The following is a 20,898-nucleotide window of genomic DNA, read 5'->3' as shown; positions in this document are numbered from 1 at the left end:
TTGTCCTTCAGGAAAGGGAGCCGAAGCGGGCACGCCAGTGCCCGGTGAGCGGCCATTCACGCGGGAGCGGGGCGATTACGACGCGGCGCAGGCCCGCATGGGCATGAACGATGCGCGCCTCGCCGAGCGCGATGGCGAGATGGTATTGGCAGGGGCCGGGGCGCAGCATCAGCACATCGCCCGCCGCGATTCCGCCGGTGGCAGCTTCCAGCCCCAGCGCGGCGGCAACGGCATCTGCGCGGTCGATCCGCATGGCGCGAAGGCTGTAGCCGTTGGGAACGGCCATGGGCCTGCCCGCGGCGACCGCGACGAGGCCGAGGCAATCGAGCCCGGCCGCCGGATCGCGGCCATGAAGTCGAAACGGCACGCCGATCAGTGCCCGCGCCGCCCCGGCCAGATTCTCGCCCGTCATTGCGAGGGCGAGGGGTAGCGGGTGAGCAGGTCGTTTCCGGGAAGATAGGGTTCGCCGCGAAAGTTCACGGCATTGCCGAACCGTTCCGCGCAGGTGCCCAGCGTATGATCGCACCCTTCGCGCAGGAAGGCGCGGGTGCCGGGCGGAATACTCCCGTCCAGCGGGACATCGAGGATCAGCCTGCCGTCTTCCCCGCCTACGATGCCCATCCGCACGCCCGCTTGCGGCCCTTCGAGCCACCGCAGCGTGCCGCCAGCGAACAGGTCCGGAGAGGCCGGTTCGGCAAAGGAGACCGTATTGCTGGCGGTATCCACCAGTGCGACGGCCAGTTCGCGGGTGAAGCGCTGGGGATCGAGATTGCATCCCGGCCCGCAGAACCCGGCGCGACAGGCGGGGCTTGTGCGGGGGACCGGATCGCGCGCCAGTTCCGCCTTGCGCGACGCGAGTTCGGCGGAGAACGCACCGTCTTCCTCGGCAACGGCGCCGATAGTGCCGGTGTAAAGGGTTTCGTGTTCCAGCGTTTCCCAGTCGATCAGCCCGATGCGGACACGGGCACCGTCGAACCGCCCGGTGGCCAGATCTTCCGTGGAAATCTCCTCATGCGTGATCGTGCCGCGCACTTCGGCACTGTCTGCCTCGAAGCCGGCGGACTTGCGTATCGAGGACGGAACCATGCCGGGTGACGCCCGATGCGAGAGGCCGTCGAACCAGAGATCGGCATCGTGCGTGGTGAAGCCCAGGGTCACGCCGTCACGCCGGTCGATGCGCCAGAAGGTGGCGACCGTTTCCAGGTCGCCCGAGAACCACTTGCGGCTCATGATGCCTCCCGGATTTCGACGACGGGCACGCTCGGCGCCTCGCCTGCCGCGAAAGCGGCGCCCGCGACTTCGAGCTGATCTTCCGCAAAGCGCACCGGCACGTCGAACAGGAAGCCTGCCCGGACGGCCGCGCCCAGGGGCGGAGGATCGTCGAACGCGATCACGCCTTGCGGTTCGAGCGTCCAGTTGCCGACCTGCACGGCGCCGCCGATCGAGACGAGCAGGGTGTCGAACAGCGGCCGGGTCACGCGGCGGACCTGTTCGGCGCTTCCTTCGCCGTAGCGCTTCACGAGCGGGAACCGGGCGGTGATGCCGTCACCGGTGCCGAGCGGCTGGTCGAGCGGGCTTGGCGTGCCGACCATGCCGTTCGAACTGTAATCGCTCGGATCGCGCAGTCGAAAGCCGCGCGCGGGGCCGCGACGGGCGCGATAAAAGGCGATCAGTTCGCCCAGTTCCGCTTCGGAACGCACGCCGGGGCCGACATCGAAGCGCAGGCGGGCGTTGGACCAGAGACTGTTGCGCCGTTCGAAGCCGGATGCGGTGACGGAGATCGAAGTGGAGAACTCCGGGATCACCGTGGCATCGCGGCCCAGCGCGAGGGGATAGAGCACGTCGTCGAAGGCCTGCATCTGATCGGCTCCTGAGGCTTGCGGAGAGAGGGGGGGAAGGCGGACGAAGCCGTCGCGCGCGACCTGGGGCAGTGCCCAGACCACCACTTCGCGCGGCGAGCGGGCGAGGGCCTCGTCCAGCCCGGCGTCGATGCGGCGCCACTGGTCGCCTTGCGCCGGCGTCAGCACGAAACCGGCGAGGTAGTCCTGCTCTTCGGGGGGATAGCCGAGCCGCTCGTTCACTGCGGCATAGGCGGAACGGCGCAGGGTATCGGCACCGGCGGTGAGCCAGTCATAGTCCTCCACCTGCAAACGGTCGAAGGCGGGCGAGGCCCAGCCGACCGGGAGATTGGCACGGCGCATCTCGGGCATCGCCGGATCGAGCAGGGTGGGCGTGAAGACCAGCGCCAGCGTTTCGACCGGCGCCGGAGCGGCGGCGGCACGGACCGCATCCACGAGATCGGCGGTGGACTGCGCAAGAAGGGCACCGGCTTCGTCCAGCAAGGCCTTTTGCGCGGTATCGAGAGGGGCGCGCATGTCGGGAATGGCGGCAGGCGCACCGCCAAGCCGGGCGGTCGCCTCGGCATCGTAAAGGCAGATGCGGCCGTCCGCGAAGCACCACCACCACGGTTCGCCGACCTGGAACCGCACCGCGGCGCCTGCCTCGGTCATGAGCTGCGCGAAAGCGGCGCCGACCGATTGCAGCCAGCCCATTGCGGCACCGTTCGCGGGGGAGAGCAGGGTTGAGGGCGGGTCCCATCCGGTCAGCGCCGGATTGCCCTCCAGGTCGCGCTGCTTCCACGCGGGGGGGCAGTGCTGGTCGAGCAGTTCGTAGGACAGCGAGGCGATCGGGTTGAAACCGAGCTTCACGCATTCCGCGAAGAAAGTGCGGTGCCAGACCCGCGTCGGCGCGTTGAGCGGGTCGCCCCCCATGCCGGCGAGATAGGCTCCGTCTGCGGAAGCGAGCCGGAAGTAATGGCTCATGCCCAGATAGTGGACCACCGAGCCCCGGTAGCCGAGCTGGCGCACGCCGCGCAGGAGCCGGGCGGGGGTCTGCACGCCCTGATCGTCGAATCCGGTCGCCATGGCGAGGCCGTTCGGCGGGAGGATGACGTCGCCGATCTCCAGCATGGCGCGCGCGCCGTCCACCGCGATCTCGCTCAGTTCGATCCAGCCTTCGGCCTCGGCCGGCAAGGGGGCGGTGCTGCCGTCGTAGCCCGGCGGACAGAAGGAAATGAACATGCGGTCGATCGCATGGGGCCATATGCGCTCTGCTTCGGCAGGGAGCGCGAAGCCGGCGTCCAGCTCCGAAAAGCGCAGGCTGATCCGGGCATCCTCACCCGTCCCCTCGGCATAGTTCCAGAGCCGGACGTACCAGGCGCGCGCGGTGCCGCTTGCGTCCTGTCCCTCTATCGTCAGGGTCGGACCGTTCCCGGCGTCGAGCGGGATCACCCCCGAGGAACGCCAGCGGAAGCTGAGCGAGGTATGGGCGTAGTCGCGGTCGGCCTTGTAGGCGAGCAGCGGGTGGTCGAGCCGGTCCTCGCTCTCCCAGATCAGTCCGCCGAGGTCGCCCTTGCGCAGGAATGCGGCGTCCACCCGTAGGGAGTCGGGGCCGGTCGAGATGACGGAGGCCATCATCGGGCGCGGGAAATTGACGGTCCAGAAGCGCGGGTCGAAGCGCCTGATCCAGTCGCTCTCCTGTCCGTTGCGCTTGTCAGCAAGCCAGAATGCCATGTCGGGTGCTCCGGTGAGATCAGCGGCTGGAAAGGGCGCGGCGCACCGCGCTGGCGACCTGGCGGGACGAGCGCTGGAGCGATTGCGGCGTACTGGCGCCGCGCGGCCCGGTGAGGTTGATGGCCACTTTGACGTCGCGGGCGCCGGAACCGGTGCCGGAGCCAGTGCCGGTCTCGATCCGCCCGGCGGAAGTCGGCACGAAAAGCTCCGGTCCGCGTTCGCCGACGAGATAGCCCCGCCCCGGCGAGACATTGCCCCCGGTCGCGCGCCCGGGCAGGCCGAGCACGCTGGAAAACAGGCCGGAGAGATCGAGCGCGCCGGTGGCTGCGCCCCCCGTGCCCGCCGCGCCGAACAGGCCCTGCAGCGATTGTGCCGCGATTTCGCCAAGCGTGCTCAGGGCGACGCGCTTGAGGTCGTCGAAGCCGAGGCTGCCGCGGCGGATCGCGCCGGTCAGGCCCTTTTCCAGCGCCTGCCCGGCCTGGGTGAAGCCGGAGACGAGATCGCCGTCGATGCTGCCGCGCATCTGCGCGATGTCGCGCGTGAAGCCTTCGGTGCTGGCGCGGACTTCCACCAGCAGGCTGTCGATGTCATCGCTCATTGTCGTGTTCCATCAGCTTGTCGAGCAGGGACCGGTCGACGCCCGGTGCATCGGCGGCGCCAGCTGGCCCAGGGGGCAGCAGGCCGAGCGCGGCGGCGAGTTCGGCGGGCGTGGCGGCCCAGAAATCCCGTGGGCGCCAGCCGAGCTGTCGCGCGGCGAGACCGCAGAGCCTGAGCGCCGCCGGGGCGAGCCGGGTTTCGCTCATCCGCTGCCCTTGAGGATCTGGCCGAGCAACACCCGCAGCGGTGCGGCGCAGGCGGCAAGGCCCTGGGCAACCACCGCCTCTCCCACTGCTTCGCGCGGGACGGCGTGCAGCGGGTCGACGCAATGCCAGAACAGCGCGGCCAGTTCGGAAAGGCGAAGCTGGCCCGCGCCCGCCCGCTCGACGAGGGCGAAGAGCGGGCCGAGTTCCTCCTCGGCGGCGACCAGCGCGGTGAAGCTGGGGCGCAGGACATGCGCGGTGCCGCCGATCTCCAGCAGCGCCTCGCCGCGCAGCGCGTTGGCCCGCTCCCCCTGAGCCTGTCGAAGGGTCATGCCGGCGCCACCAGGCCGGAGCTTTCGAGCTGGAGCGTGTAATTGCGCTCGCCGTTGAAATCCCCGGCATAATCGAGCCGCTGGACAAGGAAGCGGCCACGCAGCCGCTCGCCGTCCTCGAAGCTCAGTTCGTAGTCGTCGAGGGTGCCGGCCATGGCATTGGCGCGAATCTTCGCCTCGGCCGTGCTGCCGAGGAAGATGCCCGCCGCGCTTACCGAGACCGAGCGGACCCCGGCCCCCGAAAGCAGTTCGCGCCAGCCGCCGCTTTCCTTGCTGGTGACGACGACCGCATCGCCCGTGACCGACATCTGCGTGGTCCGCAGCCCGGCAACGGTCTGGTAAGTGGCGGGAGAGCCGCCGTTAGAGATCTTGAGAAGGAAGGCGCTGCCTTTCTGGGCGGGCATGGTGAGGCTCCTTTGAAGCGGTTGGGTCAGGCGGCGAGCAGGCGGAAGCGGTATTCGAGCAGGATCGCGCGGCGGCTTTCCCCGCGCTGTTCGGCGCGGGCCCGCAGGAACTGGATGGAGGCGGCGGAGAAAGTCGGCTGCGTGCGCGGAAGGCTTTCCACCCGCGCCTCGATGGCCGCGACCAGTGCCGCCGCCGCATCGGGCGCGTCACCCCGGCAATGGAGTTCGAGCGCGACGCGCACTTCCCGGCCCGGTGCGGTCTTGCAGCTCCAGTCGGCGCTGGCGCTGGAGGCCAAGGCCAGCCACGGCAGGCTGGTGCGCGAGGGCGTTTCCTCGGTTACCGAGTTCAACTCGGCCACGAGCGCGGGATCGGCGGCGAGCCATTCGATCAGCGCGGCGCGCAAGGCGATTTCCATCACTTATCCTTTCGCGAAGAGCGGCCAGACGAGGTCGGCGCGGCGCCACCGGGTTTCATCGCCGCGTGCGGCCATCCGCCGGGCTTCGGCATGGGCGGCGGCAAGCGCTTCGGCGCGGGAGGCGAGGCGGCGGAAAAGGGCGGCGAGCGATGGTCCGGCATCGGCCGAGATCATGCCGGTCACGCCAGCCGCATCCGCCGCCAGGGCCGCCAGAGCGCCGCGACGGAGGCAGGCGGAAGCGGCGCGGCGCTGCCGCTTTCGCGCTCGCGGTGCTGGTGCGCGGCGAGCCGGACGATGCCGTGGCGCAGCCCGTCCGGCAGGCTGTCCCAGTCATCGGCGAGCCCGGCCGTGAAGCCGATGGCGATGCGGGTGGCGGGCGTGCCGAAGGGAAGGCGGACACGGCCGGTGCCGTCGGCATCGAGGTCAATCTCGTAAGTCCCGGCCGAAAGCGGGAACCGGGTGCCATTGGCATCGACCCCCTCGATCAGGGTGATGGCCTGCACCGGACGGGTGGACAGCGCATGCCAGCCTGCTTCGGCGGGCAGCATTTCTTCGCACGGGGCGACCAGCGGCATCCGGCCGGTGAAGGCCTCGCAAGTCTCGACCGCGCTGGCGAGCAGGGCAACGAGCGGAAGATCGTCGCGCGTGGTGGTCACGCCGAGCCACTGCTTGAGCTCGGCGAGTGCCGAGGACGGAAGCACGGGCGGGGCGGGAATGGCCCGGTTCATGGATGTCTCCGATCAGGAAGGAAGGAGGCGGTTGGCCCGCGCCGCCGCCCGAGGTGAGGGAGCGGGGAGACGGCGCGGGCCGCTGCTCAAGACGTGCGGGGCCGGAAAGGAGCGGGCTCCTTTCCAAATGCGGCCCCGCACGGCCCGGATGGCGTCAGGCCGAGATCTTGAGCAGCTTGATCGCGTCGGAATCGAGCACCTGCCCGCCGATCCGCTTGGTTGCGTAGAAGTGGACGAAGGGCTTGTTGGTGAAGGGATCGCGCAGGATCGAGGTCGCGCTGCGTTCGGCGATCAGGTAGCCGGCGCGGAAGTTGCCGAATGCGATCGGGAAGGCATTGGCCGCCACGTCGGGCATGTCCTCGGCTTCGACCACCGGATAGCCCAGCAGGCGGTTCGGCTGTCCTTCCATGAGGCCCGGCTGCCACAGGAACGAGCCGTCAGCCGCCTTGAGCTTGCGGACCACCGCCAGCGTCTTCGAATTCATCACCCAGCTCGCGCCCTGGCGGTGGCCGCCCTTGAGCGAATGAACGAGGTCGATCAGCTTGAGTTCGGGCGAGGTGTCGAACCCGGCGGCATTGCCCGAGACCAGGAACTGGAGCGTGCCGAAGGGGCGGGCGGCGTCGGCAGTGGCGGCGTTGGGGGCGGCAAGGAAGCCCTTGGGCTGGTTGGTGCCGGTGCCGTTCACGAAGGCGGCACCTTCGGCACGGGCGAATTCCATGGCGATCTCGTCCGCCAGCCAGGACTGGATGTCGAAGGCGGAATCATCGAGCATGGCCTGGCTCGCGGCCGGATTGGCGTAGAGTTCGCCGGCGGGCGGGGCGATCTCGGCGAAGCTGGGGGTGGCGGTTTCGGTGCGGGCGCCGGTCTCGCTCACCCAGCCAGAGGCGGTGCCGCCGGTGGTGATGAGCTTGCGGTAGCCCGCCGTGCCGGTCTGCACGACTTGCGCGATCGAGCGGATCGGGCTGATGTTCTTGAGGCGGGCGGAGATCAGCGCATCGACTTCGCGCGGGACCGCATAGCCGCCATCCGAGGCGACGATGCCGGAGATCGACTTGATCTCGGTCTCGCGGCCCATGCGCAGGTAGCCGTCCACGAAGCCCTTCACTTCGAGGCTGGCGGTGGTCGCGGCGCCGCCTTCGATCACCGGCCGGGACGCGGCGCGGCTGACGCGGTCGAGGCGGGCCTTCACGTCGTCGACGTCACCGCGCAGGGCTTCGACGGCGGCTTCGGTGGCGTCCTGTCGGGCGACGAGGTCGAACGAGGAGTCGAGCGCTTCGACCGGGGCAATGGATTCCATCGGGCATTCACCTTTCGGTTGGAGCCGCCCGTCGGGGCGGCGGGAAAATGGGTCGGGGGAGGTCGTCAGGAGATCAGGTGCACCCGCGCGCCATGCTGCATCGGGTGCGTGACGAGGCTGACCTCGAACAGCTCCAGGTCGAGCAGTTCGCGGCCTTCGGCGCTGTTGCGGCTGGCGCGGGCGCGGTAGCCGAACGAGAGCCCGTTCACGGTGCCGCGCCGAAGCGCGAGACCGGCGGCGCCGTCCGGGTTGTCCACCGTGGCGACCACGCGCAGGCCGCGATCGTCTTCCGCCACGGTTTCGATCCAGCCAATCCTGAGATCCGGCCGGTGCTGCCAGAACAACGGGATCGGATCGCGCCGCTCGGCCAGCGTCCGGGCGAAGGCGCCGGGGCGGATCGTGTCGCGTCCGGCGTCGCGCTTGCCGAACAGCGCCGCATAGCCGGCGAAGCGGAGGGTGCGCTCATGCAGAGCCGGTTGCAGCGTCATCGCAGCAGCTCGCCCGCGCCGAGGCGCACCGCCAGGCCGAGCAGCAGCAAGGCCAGCACGCCGCGCACCAGCCAGCCGATCGCGGCGGCCTGCGCGCTGGCCTTGGCGTCGCGCCAGGCCTGGAGCAGTTCGCGCAGTTCGGAGAGGTCGCCCGGCGCGGTCGCGTCGTCGAGGCCGATCCGCGAGAGCATCCGCCGCGCGCCGACTTCGCTGGCTTCCTCGACGATGGCGCGCAGCGTCACGAGTTCGCTGCCCTCCGTCGTCGCCTGGGCGAGCAGGCCGGCCAGCATGTCCTTCTGGTTCATGATTTGTTCTCCTCATCCTTCGAGGCCGAAACGGGGGGCAGCCCCAACAAGGATCGCTTTTCGTCGTCGCCAAGGAAGTCGGCGGCGCTGACCTGGGCCCAGAGCCGCTCGCGGTCCTCGGCAAGTGCGGGAACCCGGTCCAGGTCGATGGCCAGGATGTTCTCGCGGCAGTCGTTCGGGAACCACGGGGCCAGCCCTTCGCAGAGCCCGGCGAAGATCTTGCTCGCCAGCGGCAGCAGGGTGAGCCGCCAGAGCGCGCGGTTGGCCTCGCGGTAATTGGCGTAAGTGGCATCGCCCGGCAGGCCCAGCAGCATCGGCGGCACCCCGAAGGCGAGTGCCACGTCGCGCGCGGCGGCGGCCTTGAGCGTGGCGAAATCCATGTCCGCCGGGGTCATCGCCATGGCCTGCCACTTGAGCCCGCCTTCCAGCACCATCGGCCGTCCGGCATTGCCCGATCCGGCATAGGCGCTGGCAAGTTCGGCCTTGAGCCGGTCGAACTGGTCGCCGGTCAGGGTATTGCCGTCGCCCGCCTCGTAGACCAGCGCGCCGGAAGGGCGGGCGGCGTTTTCCAGGAGCTGGCGGTTCCACTGCGCGGCGGCATTGTGCGTGGCGATGGCTTCGTCGGCGGCGGCCAGACAGCCCGCGCCGTAGTGATCGTCCACCGGGTGGAAGTGGCGGATGTGGATCACGTTGGGCGAGGCGTCCTCGTCCAGCAGCGGGATCGTCAGCCGGCGGCCGGCCACGTCATAGGCGAAGGCGGCGGGCCAGCCGTCCTCCCCGGCCTGGATCGAGACGCGTTCGGGGCGCAGGGCGAACAGTTCGACCGGGCGGCCCCGCGCATCCTTGAGCACCTGCACATAGGCATTGCCGTGAAGCAGGAGATGGCAGGCGAGCGTTTCCAGCAGCGATTGGCCGGCGCTGGTTTCGGTGACGAGCGCGATGAGCGCGGGGTCGGCGGGCCGAAGCGGGGCGCCGCCGATACCCTCGGCCACCAGGCGCACCGCACGCTGGGCGACGGGATTCTCGAGATAGGCGCGGCGCACTGCCGAACCGTATTCGAAGGGGGCACGCCCGCCGCCGCTCTCGGCGAAGAACCATGGCGAGGCCGGCCCGCGCGCCAGTGGCACGCGGGCACTCTCGCCCTTGAAGGCGGCGACGAGCGTATCGATGAAGGACATGTCGATCCTTTCGGAAGAGTTTCGAATTCGGCGGTTCACGCCAGCCTGACCCGAGGCTCGCCGCTTTTGCCGAGCATCAGTTCGGTAAGCGCCCAGACCAGCGCGTCGGCACGGTCGGGAGAACGCCCCGGCCCCTGGTAGGCGCCGCCGGCGATCAGCCCGCACATCTCGTCCTCCAGCCGGGGGAACTGCCCCGCGTGGCGGACGCGTCCGGCTTCGTAGAGCGCGGCGACGGGTTCGGCGCGGGCGACCTTGCCCCGGCAGGCGTGCACCAGCCGCAGCGGCAGGGAGAGGCGCGCCGCGCGCAGGACCGAGGCGACCATCGCGCCGCCCTGGTTCGCCTCGGCGACGACGCGGTCGGCGCGCCACGCTTCGGCGGTTCCTGCAACGGCGCGGGCCCAGCGTTCGGGGCCGGCCTTTTCCACCGAGGCATCGGCCATCACATGCGCGGTGCCGTCCTCGGCCATGCCGACCACCACGATGCCGCAGGCATCCCCCCCGGCCGATGTCGGCGGATCCACGCCGACGACGACGCGGCCGCATTCGGGCGCGCGTTCCTCGCGGCTGGTTTCCAGCAGGGCGCGGCTCCAGAGCGCGCCTTCGACCTCGGCTATAAGTTCGCCGTCCAGTTCCTGCCGCCCGAGCAGGCTGCGCGAGAAGGTGCGGCGCATGGCCTTGAGGAAGCGCGCGGGCAGGTTGGCGGCATTGTCGAAAGTGCTGCCGCGCGTCACGATCACGTCGCCCTGTTCGCTTTCGGCCAGCAGGCGCATGACCAGCGGCACGCTGCGCGGGGTGGTGGTGGCAACGAGGCGCGGATCGTGGCCGAGCCGCAGGCCCATCAACAGGTTGTCCCAGGCCGAGACGGCCCGGCCCGAGGCATTGTCCCACTTGGCGATCTCGTCGCACCAGGCGTGGCTGTGCTGGGGGCCGCGCAGGGCTTCCGGCTCGGCGGCGGAATAGAGCGTGGCCTGCGCGCCGTTGGGCCAGGTCAGCCGCCTGAGCGAAGGCTCGAACACCGGACGCCGCCAGGGCGCGCCGACCGAAAGCAGCCCGCTCTCGCCCTCCACCATGACCGAGCGCGCCTCGCCAAGATGAGCGGCAACCAGCGCGATCCGGGCTTGCGGGTGGCGTTCGGCGATTTCGTTTACCCATTCGGCGCCGCAGCGGGTCTTGCCGAAACCGCGCCCCGCCATGACCAGCCATACGCGCCAGTCACCGGCGGGTGCGATCTGCGAGGGACGACCCCATACCCGCCAGTTCCAGCGCCATTCCTCCTGTTCGCGCGGGGCGAGCCTGGAGACGAAGCCGTCAAGGTCACTGGCATGGGCCTTGGCGAGCCAGTCCAGGGGATCTGCTTCAGCCATCCTCTTCCTCCTCTTCGCGGGCGGTGCGGCGCGCCAGGACCTGTTCGCGCAGCTGCGCCAGCTTGGTCTGGATCGAGGCGCGGACAGCGCCGAGATCCTCGTTTTCGCGGATGGCCCGCTCGCGCGTCACCGTTTCGCGGTGAAGGCCCAGCAGGCGCAGGGCATTGGCGTTGTCGAACTTGACCTCGCCATCCTTGGGCTCCCCGAAGCGAAGGCGGTAAAGAACCTCGATCTCGAGGTTTTCGTAGCCTTCGAGCAGGGCGGTGCGCCATTCGCGGGCAAATTCGGGTTCCGAGCGGCGCACTTTGTAAGGCCGGCTCGGGTGAACTCCGGCGGCGGCGCTCGCCGCGCTGACGTTCGACGTTTCGGCCAGCGCCGCCAGGAAGACGGCGCGCCAGTGCCGGTTCAACTTGTCCTCGGCTTGGGCGATGACGGGACTGATCTTCGTCCGGGGCCTGCGCGGGGCAGCACCCGGCGAAGCCGCTTTCGGCTCGGCCATGGGGATGATCCTGTTTCTGGAAAATTCCGGGGCGGAAGAACGTGCCGCGATGAGCGACCCGTTTCACTCGCTGTTCCTGTTTTGTACCAATTACGATAGGCGATGTCAAGCGGATATAACCAAATGGGTTATAGCTTGCCGCCTCATCATCGGCCTACTAAGCACGCCACGTCACTTCCCGGAGAACTCGATGCTGCGCCGCCTCTACGACTGGACCATGGCCAAGGCGGCGCACCGCCACGCCGAATGGTGGCTGGCGCTGTTCGCCTTCATGGAGGCAAGCTTCTTCCCGGTTCCGCCGCATCCGCTGCTGGGCCTGATGTGCCTGGCAGAACCGAAGAAGGCGATTCGCTTCGCCCTGATCGCCACGCTGGCTTCGGTGGTGGGCGGGCTGCTCGGCTATGCCATCGGCCACTTCGCCTATGCCGCTTTCGGCGAGGCGCTGCTCAAGGCGCTGGGGCTGGCGGCGAGCTTCCCCAAGGCGGCGTGCTACTTGCGCGAATATGGCGCCGAGATCATCGTCGTGAAAGGCGCGACGCCGATCCCGTTCAAGCTGCTGACGATCACCGCGGGCTTCATCGGCATGAACCTTGCCGTGTTCATCGGCGCCTCGATCGTCTCCCGTTCGATCAGCTTCCTGATCGTGGGCGTGCTGTTCCGCCTGTTCGGCGCGCCGATCAAGGCGGTGATCGACAAGCATCTCGGTAAAGTCACGGCGGCCTTCGCGGTCGCGGTCGTCGCGGGTTTCCTCGCCGTGGCCTTCCTTGGCGGCGGCGCCAAGGAGACCAACGAGAAGTGCGACGTGATCGCCGCCGCGAAAACGGCGTGATCCCGGCCTGAGCGGACTTACAGGGGCAGGGCGGACGACCTAGCTTCGCGCGAAAGAACGCGCGAAGGAGAGATGCCGTGACCGATCCTGCCTCGAAGCTGGCCGAACTGGCCGATCGGCATGAGATCCACCAGGTGCTGCTGCGTTATGCGCGCGGGCTCGACCGGCTGGATAACGCGCTGGTCCGCTCCTGCTACTGGGACGATTGTATCGAGGACCACGGCCAGTTCGTGGGCATGCCGGATCAGTTCGTGGCCTGGGCGGACGGCACCACGCTGCTTTTCGAATCGACCCAGCACGCGATCCTCAACCATGTCTGCGAACTGGCCGGGGAAGAGGCCTTTTGCGAGACCTACTACCACTTCTCGGGCGTGACGGCGCAGGGACCGAACTTCATGTCCACGGGGCGCTACGTCGATCATTTCCGCAAGCGCGCAGGAGAATGGCGGATCGCCAACCGGGTCACGCTGGTCGAGGGGACCTACGACGTGCCCAAGGCCGCCCATGCGCCGAGCCCGGCCAGCGCCTATACCGCCGAAGAGCCCTGCCAGGCCCGGCGGGATCGCGGTGACGTGAGCTATCACCGCCCGCCGGTGCCGCGCCGCCCCCGCGCGGTCCGAGGAACCGGGGCCGAACCGGGGACTTCCAACTGACACCTTTTGCACCGATACCTGTGATCGGCTGCAACCAGTCATGAGGAGTCGTCATGTCGAAGATCGTCGTCGTCGTCGGAAGCCTTCGCGCCGAATCGTACAACCGCCGGTTCGCGCAGGCGCTGACCCGCCTCCCCGCCGCATCCGGCCATGAATTCGTGTTTGCGGATATTGCCGCCCTGCCGCTCTACAACCAGGACGATGACGGCGATCAGGCCCCTTCGGTCAAGGCGCTGAAGGAACTGGTGCGGGGAGCAGACGGCGTGATCTTCGTGACGGCGGAGTACAACCGCTCCATCCCCGGCGTACTCAAGAACGCCATCGACAACGCCTCGCGCCCTTACGGGGACAGCGCCTGGGCGGGCAAGCCTGCGGGGGTGATCGGCGTTTCGATCGGGGCGATAGGCACGGCGCTTTCGCAGCAGCACTTGCGCAACGTGCTGGCCTACCTCGACATGCCGACCCTCGGCGCGCCGGAAGCGTTCATCCAGTGGAAGGACGGCCTGATCGGCGAGGATGGAACCGTTGGCGCGCAGTCTGCCGGGTTCGTCGGCGGCTGGCTGGAGGCATTCCTCGCACTGGTGGACCGCCACAAGGGCTGATACGAGGCGCCGTCCCGGAACCGGGTCCGGGACGGCGCCGGATCGGCGTCAGAGAATGCCGGCCGTCTTGCCCGCGCGGGTGAACATGCCGATGATCTGCTGGACCTGTTCGGCCGAATGCTCGGCGCAGAGCGAGCAGCGCAGCAGGGTCATGTTCGCAGGGGTTGCCGGCGGACGTGCAAGGTTCACGTAGAGACCCTCGTGCAGAAGGGCTTCCCACATCGCCGCGCCGCGTTCGAGGTCGGGCATGATCACCGCGATGATCGCGCTCTGCGGCTCTGCCGTGCCGAGCTGGAAGCCGGCATCGGTCAGGCCCTTGTGCAGGGTCCGAGAGCTTTCCCAGAGGTGCGCGCGCTTCTCGGCCGCCGTCATCAGCTTGCGGATCGAGGTCGTCGCGGTGGCGACAACGCTCGGCGGGAGGCTGGCGGTGAAGACGTAAGGGCGGCAGACCAGGCGCATGATCTCGAACTTGGGGTGGTTCGAAACGCAGAAGCCGCCGACGGTGCCGACCGACTTGGAGAACGTGCCGATCACGAAGTCCACATCGTCAAGACAGCCCTGGTCCTCGGCCACGCCGCGACCGTTGGGACCGATGAAGCCCATCGAGTGCGCTTCGTCCACCAGCACCATCGCGCCGTACTTCTTGGCGACCGCGATCATCTCCTTGAGCGGAGCGATATCGCCCAGCATCGAGTAGACGCCTTCGAGCACGACAAGCTTGCCGGCACCTTCCGGGATACGGCGCAGGCGCTTTTCCATGGCTTCGATGTCGTTGTGCTTGAACGGCACGACTTCGGCATCGCCCATCTTGCAGCCGTCCCAGATCGAGGCGTGGCTGTCGATGTCGAGGACGATGTAATCGCCCTTTCCGGCGATCGTGGAAATGATCCCGAGGTTGGCCTGGTAGCCGGTCGAGAACACCATCGCGTGCTTCATGTCGTAGAAGTCGCATAGCGCTTCCTCGACCGCCTTGTGCCCGGCGTAGGTGCCGTTGAGCACGCGGCTGCCGGTGGTACCGGCGCCGAAATCGTCCAGCGCCTGCTTGCCCGCCGCGATCACGTCAGGGTCGAACGTCATGCCCATGTAGTTGTAGGTGCCGAGCAGGATCGTCTCGCGCCCGTTGCACATGGCCACGGTGGGCGAGATCACCTTCTCCATGACGAGGCCGAACGGGTCGGTCACGCCGGTGGACAGCAGGCCGCGGCGCATTTCGATCAGGGGATCGAACTTGCTGAACAGGTCGGTTGCGGCTTGCGTTTCGTTGTCGCTGAGCATGTCGGTCATCGCGAAGTCCTTCAGCCCTGGAGCTTGACCACGGCGTCGACGAGCTGGCCGTAGTTCTCGATCTCGGCCTGCTGGTTCATCGAGATGATGATGTCGAAGCCGTCTTCGATCTCGGCCACGAAGTCCATGACGGTCAGGCTGTCGAATTCGAGATCGTCGGTGAAGCGGGTCGCGTCGGTAATCTCGACGCCCTTCTTGTTGAAGGGTTCGATCAGCGCGGCGATGCGGGCCGAGGTCTCTGCGCGGTCCATGGTCATTTCAACTCCGGTAATTTCGGGCGGCTCTCTGGCCGGGAATTGCGGCGCAAAAGCGGCGGCGAGGGGTAAAGTCAAGCGAAGGCCGGATTCGCCTGGTGCTTCGCCCTATCACAGAAGGGCGCGAACCGCCTGCATGAACGGGCCGATCGACACCGGCTTGGCGAGGTAGCCTTCCGCGCCTGCTTCGCGGATGCGCTCCTCGTCGCCCTTGCCCGCATAGGCGGTGACGGCGAGCACCGGAATCGTGCGCAGGACGGGGTCTTTCTTCGCCGCCTCGATCAGGTCCAGCCCCGAGACATTGGGCAGCTGGATGTCCATGATGACGAGGTTGGGCACGAACTGGCGCGCCCTTTCCAGCGCGTCCAGTCCGTCGGCCACCGGCTCCACGGCATAGCCCTGGCTCTTGAGCACGTCGCAAAAGAGCTTCCGATTGAGGTCGTTGTCCTCGACAACAAGGATACGCTTTGCCATTCGACGCCTGAACACCATCTAGGGCTGGGACTTCCCGCTCTATGACACGCAAGCGAGACTGACAATTCTTCGAGAGTCGCCATCCCCATCGCAGGACCCCCAGGCGCTCGCGCTCAATGCGCTCGGCTGGGTGCTGGGCGATCCCGACCGCGCCGAACGCTTCCTGGCGCTGACCGGGCTGACGCCCGACGAACTGCGCGCCTCGCTGGGGGAACCCGCGACGATGGCGGCCGTGCTGGAATTCCTGTGCTCGCACGAGCCTGATCTCGTGGCGGCGGCGGAAGCACTGGCGGTTTCGCCGATGGCGCTGGCCTCGGCGCGCGAAAGGCTCGGCTCATGAACCGCCCGCTGCTCATCACCGATTGCGACGAAGTGCTGCTCTACATGGTATCGCATTTCAGGGACTGGCTGGCCGAGGAGGAAGGCGTGGCCTTCGACATGGGCCGGGGCGAGTTTTCGAGCGCGATGCGGCGAATCAAGACCGGCGACCTGCTCGAACAGGCCGAGATGTGGTCGTTGCTCAACAAGTTCTTCGATGGCCAGATGCACCGGCAGACCCCGGTGGAGGGCGCTGTCGAGGCGATCCGCGCGATCGGCGAACATGCCGACGTGGTGGTGCTCACCAACCTCATGGATTTCCGGCAGGAGGCGCGCCGCCTGCAACTGGCCGATCATGGCATCGACGTGCGCGTCTTCACCAACCAGGGGCCGAAAGGCCCGGCGTTGAAGGCGATCCTTGATGAATATACGCCCTCTCGCGCGGTTTTCGTCGACGATCTCGCCCAGCATCACGGCTCCGTGGCCGGGGTTGCGCCGGAGATCGGCCGCCTGCATCTCTGTGCCGAGCCCTTGCTGGCGCCGCACATCGCCTGTGCCCATCTGGCCGGTCATGCCCATGCGCGGATCGACCGATGGGATGCCGCAACCCCCTGGCTTATCGACTGGTTGACCCAGAACCCGACTGACGCCCCGATTGAAGGCCCGATTGAAGGAAAGCCCTGAACATGAGTGAGATCGAAACCCGCCTTTCGCAGCTTGGCCTGACGCTTCCCGAGCCCGCCGCGCCGGTCGCGGCCTATGTGCCGGTCGTCGTCGCGGGCGGCCTGGCGCATGTTTCCGGCCAGTTGCCGTTCGTCGAGGGCAAGCTCGTGACCGGCCGTCTGGGCGATGACGTGAGCCTCGAATCGGGTGTGGAGGCGGCGCAGGCCTGCGCGGTGATGATCCTGGCGCAGCTGAAGGCGGCGCTCGGTTCGCTGGATCGGGTGGAGCGCGTGGTGAAGCTTGGCGCCTTCGTCAATTCCACCGGCGATTTCACGGACCAGCCCAAGATCGCCAATGGCGCCTCGGAACTGATGGTGGCGGTGTTCGGCGAGGCGGGCAAGCATGCCCGAAGCGCTGTGGGCGTGCCGGTGTTGCCGCTTGGCGCCGCTGTCGAAGTGGACGCCATCGTTGCCGTTCGCCCTGCTTGACCGCTGGTGTTCGCCGCCGCCCGATCCGCGCAAGGTCGGGTGGATCGGCGGACACGACTATGCCCATCGTGGGCTTCACGGCGCTGTCATTCCCGAAAACTCGCTCGCGGCTTTCCGGCTCGCGGTAGAGGAGGGCTACGGCGTCGAACTCGACGTGCAGCGAGCCGGTGACGGTACGCCGGTCGTATTCCACGATGGCGAACTGGACCGGCTCACGGGCGAGACAGGGCCGGTGTTCCGCCGGAGTGCCGCCCAGCTTGCGGGCATCACGCTGGGCGGGACGGCGGAGACGATCCCGAGCCTGCGGCAGGCGCTGAACCAGATCGCCGGCCGTGCGCCTGTGCTGATCGAGCTGAAGTCGTCACGCAGCACGCGAGTTGCCGCCCTGTGCCTGGCGGTGCGCCGCGTGCTGGAGGGCTATACCGGCTCTCATGCGGTGATGAGCTTCGATCCGCGCGTCTCGCGCTGGTATCACCGTCATTCGCCGCACACCGTGCGCGGACTGGTCGTATCCGAGGGCGAAGACCGCGCGCTTCCCGGCAAGCTGCGCCGCCGTCTCGCGCTCTGGCAGGCTCGTCCCGATTTTCTTGCCTATGACGTTCGCGACCTGCCGAGTCGTTTCGCCGCCGCGCAGCGCAAGCGCGGCCTGCCGGTCGCGACTTGGACGGTGCGGCGGCCTGAGCACCACGCACGCGCAGGGCTTCATGCCGATGCGGTCATCTTCGAACGACCAGCGGAAGAAACGGCATGAGTGCGGGGGAATTCACGGCCCGCATTCACGGCAGCGTCAGTGAACTCCCCGCAGCTGAATGGGATGCGCTGAGCGGCGGCGGCAATCCATTCGTTTCCCATGCTTTCCTTTCCGCCATGGAAGCGTCGGGCAGCGTTGGCGGGCGCAGCGGCTGGACGCCGGTGCCGATCACCGTGGACGGCCCCGGAGGCAGGCTCGCGGCAGCGCTTCCCGCGTACCTCAAGGAACATAGCCAGGGCGAATACGTGTTCGACCATGCCTGGGCCGATGCGTGGCACCGTGCTGGCGGTTCGTATTATCCCAAGTTGCAGATTTCGGTGCCCTTCACGCCCGCGACCGGGCCTCGCCTGCTCACGCCTCACCCCGAGCTTGCTCCGGCGCTGCTGGCCTCTGCCGAAACGCTTTGCCGCGAGAACGGGCTCTCCTCCGCTCATGCGACTTTCATCGCACCCGATCAGGTTCCCGTGTTCGAGGCGGCCGGGTGGCTGCTGCGCGAGGATATTCAGTTCCACTGGGAAAATCGCGGCTACGAAAGCTTCGATCAATTCCTTGGCGCGCTCTCATCCCGCAAGCGCAAGGACATCCGCAAGGAGCGGGAGAAGGCCTGCGAGGGGCTGGAGGTCCGCGTGCTCACCGGGGATGAACTCGGTGAACGGCACTGGGACGCGTTCTGGGCCTTCTATCAGGATACCGGCGCGCGCAAGTGGGGGCAGCCTTACCTGACGCGCGAGGCGTTCTCCCTGCTCGGAGAGACCATGGGGGACCGGATTCTGCTGCTGCTCGCCTACATGGACGGCCGGCCGGTGGCGGGCGCGCTCAACTTCATCGGCGATCAGGCGCTCTACGGACGGTACTGGGGCGCGCTGGTGGACAAGCCGTTCCTGCACTTCGAACTTTGCTACTACCGGGCCATCGACGCGGCGATCGCGCTCGGGCTTTCGCGCGTGGAGGCGGGGGCGCAGGGCGGGCACAAGCTGGCACGAGGCTATGAACCGGTGCGCACGATCTCGGCGCACTACATCGTCCACGAGGGGCTGCGAGCCGCTATCGCCGACTATCTCGAACAGGAACGCGCGGGAATCGCGCAGGATCAGCTCCTGCTGGGCGGGCGGACGCCATTCAGGAAACCCTGAACACGGCCTGTTTCCGATGTCAGGCGGCCCCGGGTAACGGGGAAGAGGGCGAGGCGGCAAGCCACTGACGCGCGCGGCGCTGGGCTTCGGCGATCTCGCGCGCGGTCATCTCATCGGCCAGTTCGGCCCGGCATGTCGCGGCTTCCTCATGCCCGTTCACGGCGGCGAGGTTGAACCACTTGTGCGCTTCGACAAGATCGCAGGCCATGCCGTGGCTTCCGGTCGAATACGCTACGCCAAGGTCGAAGCAGGCCGAAAAATCGCCATGTGCCGCTGCTGCAAGCCGGTCGGCCACCAGCAGGTCGTTACCCTTCAGGTCGGCCACGCCGGCAGCGGTAAGGCGGCTCTCCTTGATCCAGACATCCTTCATCGTTCGTATCCCGAGACATTTCTGCCGCGGTCTGCGGCCCGATGAGGGAACAGTGACCTGCGCATGGTCAACAAACGGTTAAGGATAAATCTGCAAGGTTCCTTGTAGGGATACGGAGCAAAACCGTCCCGAACCGAACTAGCGTTCAGGTTTTTTGTGGACTGCCATGGTTATGGCCTTGTGCAGGCAATGGGGCGGTCTTATAGGCCGCCCACCGCGGTTTGCCGTATAGGCCACTGGAAAAATCCGGGGTCGCAGGGCGTAGGCAGGCCGGGGGGATTCGTGCGGAGATTCTCTGGATGGCAACGGCCCTAGCTGACGAAATTGATGTCCTCGCCAAGGCAAAGCGTATGCTTGGCGGTTCTTACGTTCCCGCTGAGAACGAGACCTACATGTGTGAGGCTCAGCAGGATTACTTCCGGCGGCTGCTGCTGGCCTGGAAAAAATCGATCCTCGATGCCTCTGCCGGCACGCTGGCACAGCTTCAGGACGGTCCTATCCGTGAGCCCGATCTGAATGATCGTGCCTCGAGCGAGACCGACTGGGGCATCGAACTGCGCACCCGCGACCGTCAGCGCAAGCTGATCGCCAAGATCGACTCCGCCCTGCGCCGGATCGAGGAAGGCGAATACGGGTACTGCGAAGTGACCGGCGAACCGATCGGCCTTGGACGGCTCGAAGCCCGACCGATCGCGACCATGACCGTAGAGGCCCAGGAAGCGCACGAGCGGCGCGAAAAAGTCTCTCGGGACGAATAGTTCTCGGCTGTTTTCAGCGCTTGAAGCCCCGATCTACCGGCCGGCAACCCTTGCAGGCAGATCGGGGCGTTAAGGCTTTCTTTGCCACTCGCCTTTAGGTATCGACCGGAAACGCGCCTTGGGCGCGGGTGCGGTGGCTATCGCGGACCGTTCTTCGTGATATCATCGCCGCCAGACGGAATGCCGGACGAGACCTCATGAACGAAACCGAAAACCGCCATATCGCGCGCGACAGCCTGTTCCTCATGGCGGATTTGCGCATCGATGGCCTTGAGGGTGAGTACCGCATCAAGGTCCGCAACCTTTCGGCGGGCGGCATGATGGGGGAAGGCGGCGTGCAGGTCATGCGCGGCACCGTGGTTTCGGTGAACATCCGCAATATCGGCTGGGTTCCGGGGTCTGTGGCCTGGGTCCAGGAAAACCGCTTCGGTGTGGCTTTCAGCGATGAGATCGATCCCAAGCTGGCGCGCGCAACCGCGGCTCCGGCGGCCGATCATGCACCCAATTACGTGCGCAATTACGAAGCGCAGTACGCACCCGTGACGTCGACCGACCAGAACCTGCGCAAGGTCTGATTCGCGTCACGCTGCGGATCGTGCTTCCGATAGCCTTACGAAAACTCGCCTCCGAGCCTTGCCGGCCATTTGCGCATCTGCCGAAATGGACTAGGTCGTAAACTCATAAACGGCACCATCGAGGTTTGAGGCAAAATGGCTCAGCGCAAGAAGGGAAGGCGATGGAATATGTCGATATTTCAAGACTTCCCGACGCAGCGATGGGCCATTTTGGTCAAATCCCGAAGGGACGCCCAAATGGCTTCCATCTCGAACCGAAGCTGCCTTGGACGGGCAACCAGCCCGCCCGGCGTCAGCTTCGGCCCGAGCTGTTCGCCATTTGGGCGCCTCGATGATGCTGTTCATGAGTTTACGACCTAGGCC

31 protein-coding genes are annotated in these 20,898 nt (G+C 67.5%); 11 read left to right on the top strand and 20 right to left on the bottom strand.

Annotation, left to right across the window (positions count from 1 at the left end):
- Positions 1-7 precede the first annotated feature (7 nt).
- The 16 genes from U9J33_RS00955 to U9J33_RS00880 all read right to left on the bottom strand — a co-directional run bounded on the left by U9J33_RS00955 (position 8) and on the right by U9J33_RS00880 (position 11,383).
- Entirely contained in the window at positions 8-412 is a 405-nt protein-coding gene (locus U9J33_RS00955) for an NlpC/P60 family protein (RefSeq protein ID WP_054442188.1), read from the bottom strand.
- The gene (locus tag U9J33_RS00950) at positions 409-1,230 is read right to left on the bottom strand and encodes a DUF2163 domain-containing protein (RefSeq protein ID WP_324697277.1); all 822 of its coding nucleotides are present in this window, start codon (positions 1,228-1,230) and stop codon (positions 409-411) included. Before U9J33_RS00950 ends, U9J33_RS00955 begins: the two co-directional genes overlap by 4 nt.
- Complete coding sequence (locus tag U9J33_RS00945; RefSeq protein WP_324697275.1) at positions 1,227-3,572, bottom strand: DUF2460 domain-containing protein; 2,346 nt, start codon at positions 3,570-3,572, stop codon at positions 1,227-1,229. The genes U9J33_RS00950 and U9J33_RS00945 overlap by 4 nt, the downstream gene beginning before the upstream one ends.
- A 19-nt stretch (positions 3,573-3,591) precedes the next feature.
- Positions 3,592-4,170 (bottom strand): tail tape measure protein, encoded by a 579-nt coding sequence (locus U9J33_RS00940; RefSeq protein WP_185998419.1) that lies wholly within the window; start codon positions 4,168-4,170, stop codon positions 3,592-3,594.
- Positions 4,160-4,375: a phage tail assembly chaperone gene (locus U9J33_RS00935; protein ID WP_324697272.1), complete on the bottom strand. Its 216-nt coding sequence runs from the start codon at positions 4,373-4,375 to the stop codon at positions 4,160-4,162. The genes U9J33_RS00940 and U9J33_RS00935 overlap by 11 nt, the downstream gene beginning before the upstream one ends.
- Positions 4,372-4,704: a gene transfer agent family protein gene (locus U9J33_RS00930; protein WP_324697270.1), complete on the bottom strand. Its 333-nt coding sequence runs from the start codon at positions 4,702-4,704 to the stop codon at positions 4,372-4,374. Before U9J33_RS00930 ends, U9J33_RS00935 begins: the two co-directional genes overlap by 4 nt.
- A complete protein-coding gene (locus tag U9J33_RS00925; protein WP_324697268.1) occupies positions 4,701-5,108 on the bottom strand; it encodes a phage major tail protein, TP901-1 family in 408 nt (135 codons plus the stop codon). Before U9J33_RS00925 ends, U9J33_RS00930 begins: the two co-directional genes overlap by 4 nt.
- A gap of 26 nt (positions 5,109-5,134) precedes the next feature.
- Positions 5,135-5,524, bottom strand: a complete 390-nt coding sequence (gp17, locus tag U9J33_RS00920) for a tail completion protein gp17 (RefSeq protein ID WP_324697266.1) — start codon at positions 5,522-5,524, stop codon at positions 5,135-5,137.
- Between the two features lie 3 nt (positions 5,525-5,527).
- The gene (locus U9J33_RS00915) at positions 5,528-5,707 is read right to left on the bottom strand and encodes a hypothetical protein (RefSeq protein WP_054442196.1); all 180 of its coding nucleotides are present in this window, start codon (positions 5,705-5,707) and stop codon (positions 5,528-5,530) included.
- Positions 5,704-6,252: a head-tail connector protein gene (locus U9J33_RS00910; RefSeq protein WP_324697263.1), complete on the bottom strand. Its 549-nt coding sequence runs from the start codon at positions 6,250-6,252 to the stop codon at positions 5,704-5,706. The genes U9J33_RS00915 and U9J33_RS00910 overlap by 4 nt, the downstream gene beginning before the upstream one ends.
- 154 nt (positions 6,253-6,406) lie before the next feature.
- Positions 6,407-7,549 carry a phage major capsid protein gene (locus U9J33_RS00905; protein WP_185998422.1) on the bottom strand — a complete coding sequence of 381 codons (1,143 nt, stop codon included), beginning with the start codon at positions 7,547-7,549 and terminating at the stop codon, positions 6,407-6,409.
- Between the two features lie 65 nt (positions 7,550-7,614).
- Complete coding sequence (locus U9J33_RS00900) at positions 7,615-8,037, bottom strand: HK97 family phage prohead protease (RefSeq protein ID WP_132468657.1); 423 nt, start codon at positions 8,035-8,037, stop codon at positions 7,615-7,617.
- Positions 8,034-8,342 carry a DUF6127 family protein gene (locus U9J33_RS00895; protein WP_054442199.1) on the bottom strand — a complete coding sequence of 103 codons (309 nt, stop codon included), beginning with the start codon at positions 8,340-8,342 and terminating at the stop codon, positions 8,034-8,036. The genes U9J33_RS00900 and U9J33_RS00895 overlap by 4 nt, the downstream gene beginning before the upstream one ends.
- Positions 8,339-9,520: a phage portal protein gene (locus U9J33_RS00890; RefSeq protein WP_324697257.1), complete on the bottom strand. Its 1,182-nt coding sequence runs from the start codon at positions 9,518-9,520 to the stop codon at positions 8,339-8,341. Before U9J33_RS00890 ends, U9J33_RS00895 begins: the two co-directional genes overlap by 4 nt.
- Before the next feature lie 35 nt (positions 9,521-9,555).
- Positions 9,556-10,884 (bottom strand): DNA-packaging protein, encoded by a 1,329-nt coding sequence (locus U9J33_RS00885; RefSeq protein ID WP_324697255.1) that lies wholly within the window; start codon positions 10,882-10,884, stop codon positions 9,556-9,558.
- On the bottom strand, positions 10,877-11,383 hold the full coding sequence (locus U9J33_RS00880) for a hypothetical protein (protein WP_054442201.1): 507 nt from the start codon (positions 11,381-11,383) through the stop codon (positions 10,877-10,879). Before U9J33_RS00880 ends, U9J33_RS00885 begins: the two co-directional genes overlap by 8 nt.
- A 190-nt stretch (positions 11,384-11,573) precedes the next feature.
- On the opposite strand from U9J33_RS00880, the gene U9J33_RS00875 reads away from it, so the two are divergent.
- From U9J33_RS00875 to U9J33_RS00865, 3 genes are all read left to right on the top strand, one after another.
- Positions 11,574-12,212: a YqaA family protein gene (locus tag U9J33_RS00875; protein WP_185998424.1), complete on the top strand. Its 639-nt coding sequence runs from the start codon at positions 11,574-11,576 to the stop codon at positions 12,210-12,212.
- 77 nt (positions 12,213-12,289) lie between these two features.
- Positions 12,290-12,865 carry a nuclear transport factor 2 family protein gene (locus U9J33_RS00870; protein ID WP_324697252.1) on the top strand — a complete coding sequence of 192 codons (576 nt, stop codon included), beginning with the start codon at positions 12,290-12,292 and terminating at the stop codon, positions 12,863-12,865.
- Positions 12,866-12,918: 53 nt separating this feature from the next.
- Positions 12,919-13,467 carry an NADPH-dependent FMN reductase gene (locus U9J33_RS00865; protein WP_054442203.1) on the top strand — a complete coding sequence of 183 codons (549 nt, stop codon included), beginning with the start codon at positions 12,919-12,921 and terminating at the stop codon, positions 13,465-13,467.
- A 48-nt stretch (positions 13,468-13,515) separates the two neighbouring features.
- On the opposite strand, the gene spt is transcribed toward U9J33_RS00865, so the two are convergent.
- From spt to U9J33_RS00850, 3 genes are all read right to left on the bottom strand, one after another.
- Positions 13,516-14,751 carry a serine palmitoyltransferase gene (gene spt / locus U9J33_RS00860; protein ID WP_132468660.1) on the bottom strand — a complete coding sequence of 412 codons (1,236 nt, stop codon included), beginning with the start codon at positions 14,749-14,751 and terminating at the stop codon, positions 13,516-13,518.
- Between the two features lie 11 nt (positions 14,752-14,762).
- On the bottom strand, positions 14,763-15,002 hold the full coding sequence (locus tag U9J33_RS00855; RefSeq protein WP_054442290.1) for an acyl carrier protein: 240 nt from the start codon (positions 15,000-15,002) through the stop codon (positions 14,763-14,765).
- 114 nt (positions 15,003-15,116) lie between these two features.
- A complete protein-coding gene (locus U9J33_RS00850; RefSeq protein WP_054442205.1) occupies positions 15,117-15,479 on the bottom strand; it encodes a response regulator in 363 nt (120 codons plus the stop codon).
- A gap of 130 nt (positions 15,480-15,609) precedes the next feature.
- Between U9J33_RS00850 and U9J33_RS00845 the strand changes: the two genes are divergently transcribed.
- The 5 genes from U9J33_RS00845 to U9J33_RS00825 are packed head-to-tail and all read left to right on the top strand — an operon-like array spanning position 15,610 to position 18,832.
- The gene (locus tag U9J33_RS00845) at positions 15,610-15,819 is read left to right on the top strand and encodes a DUF3572 family protein (RefSeq protein WP_054442206.1); all 210 of its coding nucleotides are present in this window, start codon (positions 15,610-15,612) and stop codon (positions 15,817-15,819) included.
- Positions 15,816-16,481, top strand: coding sequence for an HAD family hydrolase (locus U9J33_RS00840; protein WP_132468662.1), 666 nt, complete (start codon positions 15,816-15,818; stop codon positions 16,479-16,481). Before U9J33_RS00845 ends, U9J33_RS00840 begins: the two co-directional genes overlap by 4 nt.
- Positions 16,482-16,483: 2 nt before the next feature.
- Complete coding sequence (locus tag U9J33_RS00835; protein ID WP_324697245.1) at positions 16,484-16,948, top strand: RidA family protein; 465 nt, start codon at positions 16,484-16,486, stop codon at positions 16,946-16,948.
- Positions 16,929-17,699 carry a glycerophosphodiester phosphodiesterase family protein gene (locus U9J33_RS00830; protein ID WP_324699089.1) on the top strand — a complete coding sequence of 257 codons (771 nt, stop codon included), beginning with the start codon at positions 16,929-16,931 and terminating at the stop codon, positions 17,697-17,699. The genes U9J33_RS00835 and U9J33_RS00830 overlap by 20 nt, the downstream gene beginning before the upstream one ends.
- The gene (locus U9J33_RS00825) at positions 17,696-18,832 is read left to right on the top strand and encodes a GNAT family N-acetyltransferase (RefSeq protein ID WP_324697243.1); all 1,137 of its coding nucleotides are present in this window, start codon (positions 17,696-17,698) and stop codon (positions 18,830-18,832) included. The genes U9J33_RS00830 and U9J33_RS00825 overlap by 4 nt, the downstream gene beginning before the upstream one ends.
- Before the next feature lie 19 nt (positions 18,833-18,851).
- On the opposite strand, the gene U9J33_RS00820 is transcribed toward U9J33_RS00825, so the two are convergent.
- Entirely contained in the window at positions 18,852-19,202 is a 351-nt protein-coding gene (locus tag U9J33_RS00820; RefSeq protein ID WP_054442211.1) for a sel1 repeat family protein, read from the bottom strand.
- Positions 19,203-19,501: 299 nt separating this feature from the next.
- On the opposite strand from U9J33_RS00820, the gene dksA reads away from it, so the two are divergent.
- The 3 genes from dksA to U9J33_RS00805 all read left to right on the top strand — a co-directional run bounded on the left by dksA (position 19,502) and on the right by U9J33_RS00805 (position 20,870).
- The gene (gene dksA, locus U9J33_RS00815) at positions 19,502-19,960 is read left to right on the top strand and encodes an RNA polymerase-binding protein DksA (protein WP_054442212.1); all 459 of its coding nucleotides are present in this window, start codon (positions 19,502-19,504) and stop codon (positions 19,958-19,960) included.
- 197 nt (positions 19,961-20,157) lie between these two features.
- Complete coding sequence (locus U9J33_RS00810) at positions 20,158-20,535, top strand: PilZ domain-containing protein (protein WP_054442213.1); 378 nt, start codon at positions 20,158-20,160, stop codon at positions 20,533-20,535.
- 161 nt (positions 20,536-20,696) lie between these two features.
- Positions 20,697-20,870 carry a hypothetical protein gene (locus U9J33_RS00805; protein WP_156336881.1) on the top strand — a complete coding sequence of 58 codons (174 nt, stop codon included), beginning with the start codon at positions 20,697-20,699 and terminating at the stop codon, positions 20,868-20,870.
- Positions 20,871-20,898: the final 28 nt, after the last annotated feature.

The sequence above is a fragment of the Novosphingobium sp. RL4 genome, assembly GCF_035658495.1.
Classification (GTDB): Bacteria; Pseudomonadota; Alphaproteobacteria; order Sphingomonadales; family Sphingomonadaceae; genus Novosphingobium.
This window is presented reverse-complemented; position numbering and strand designations above follow the sequence as displayed.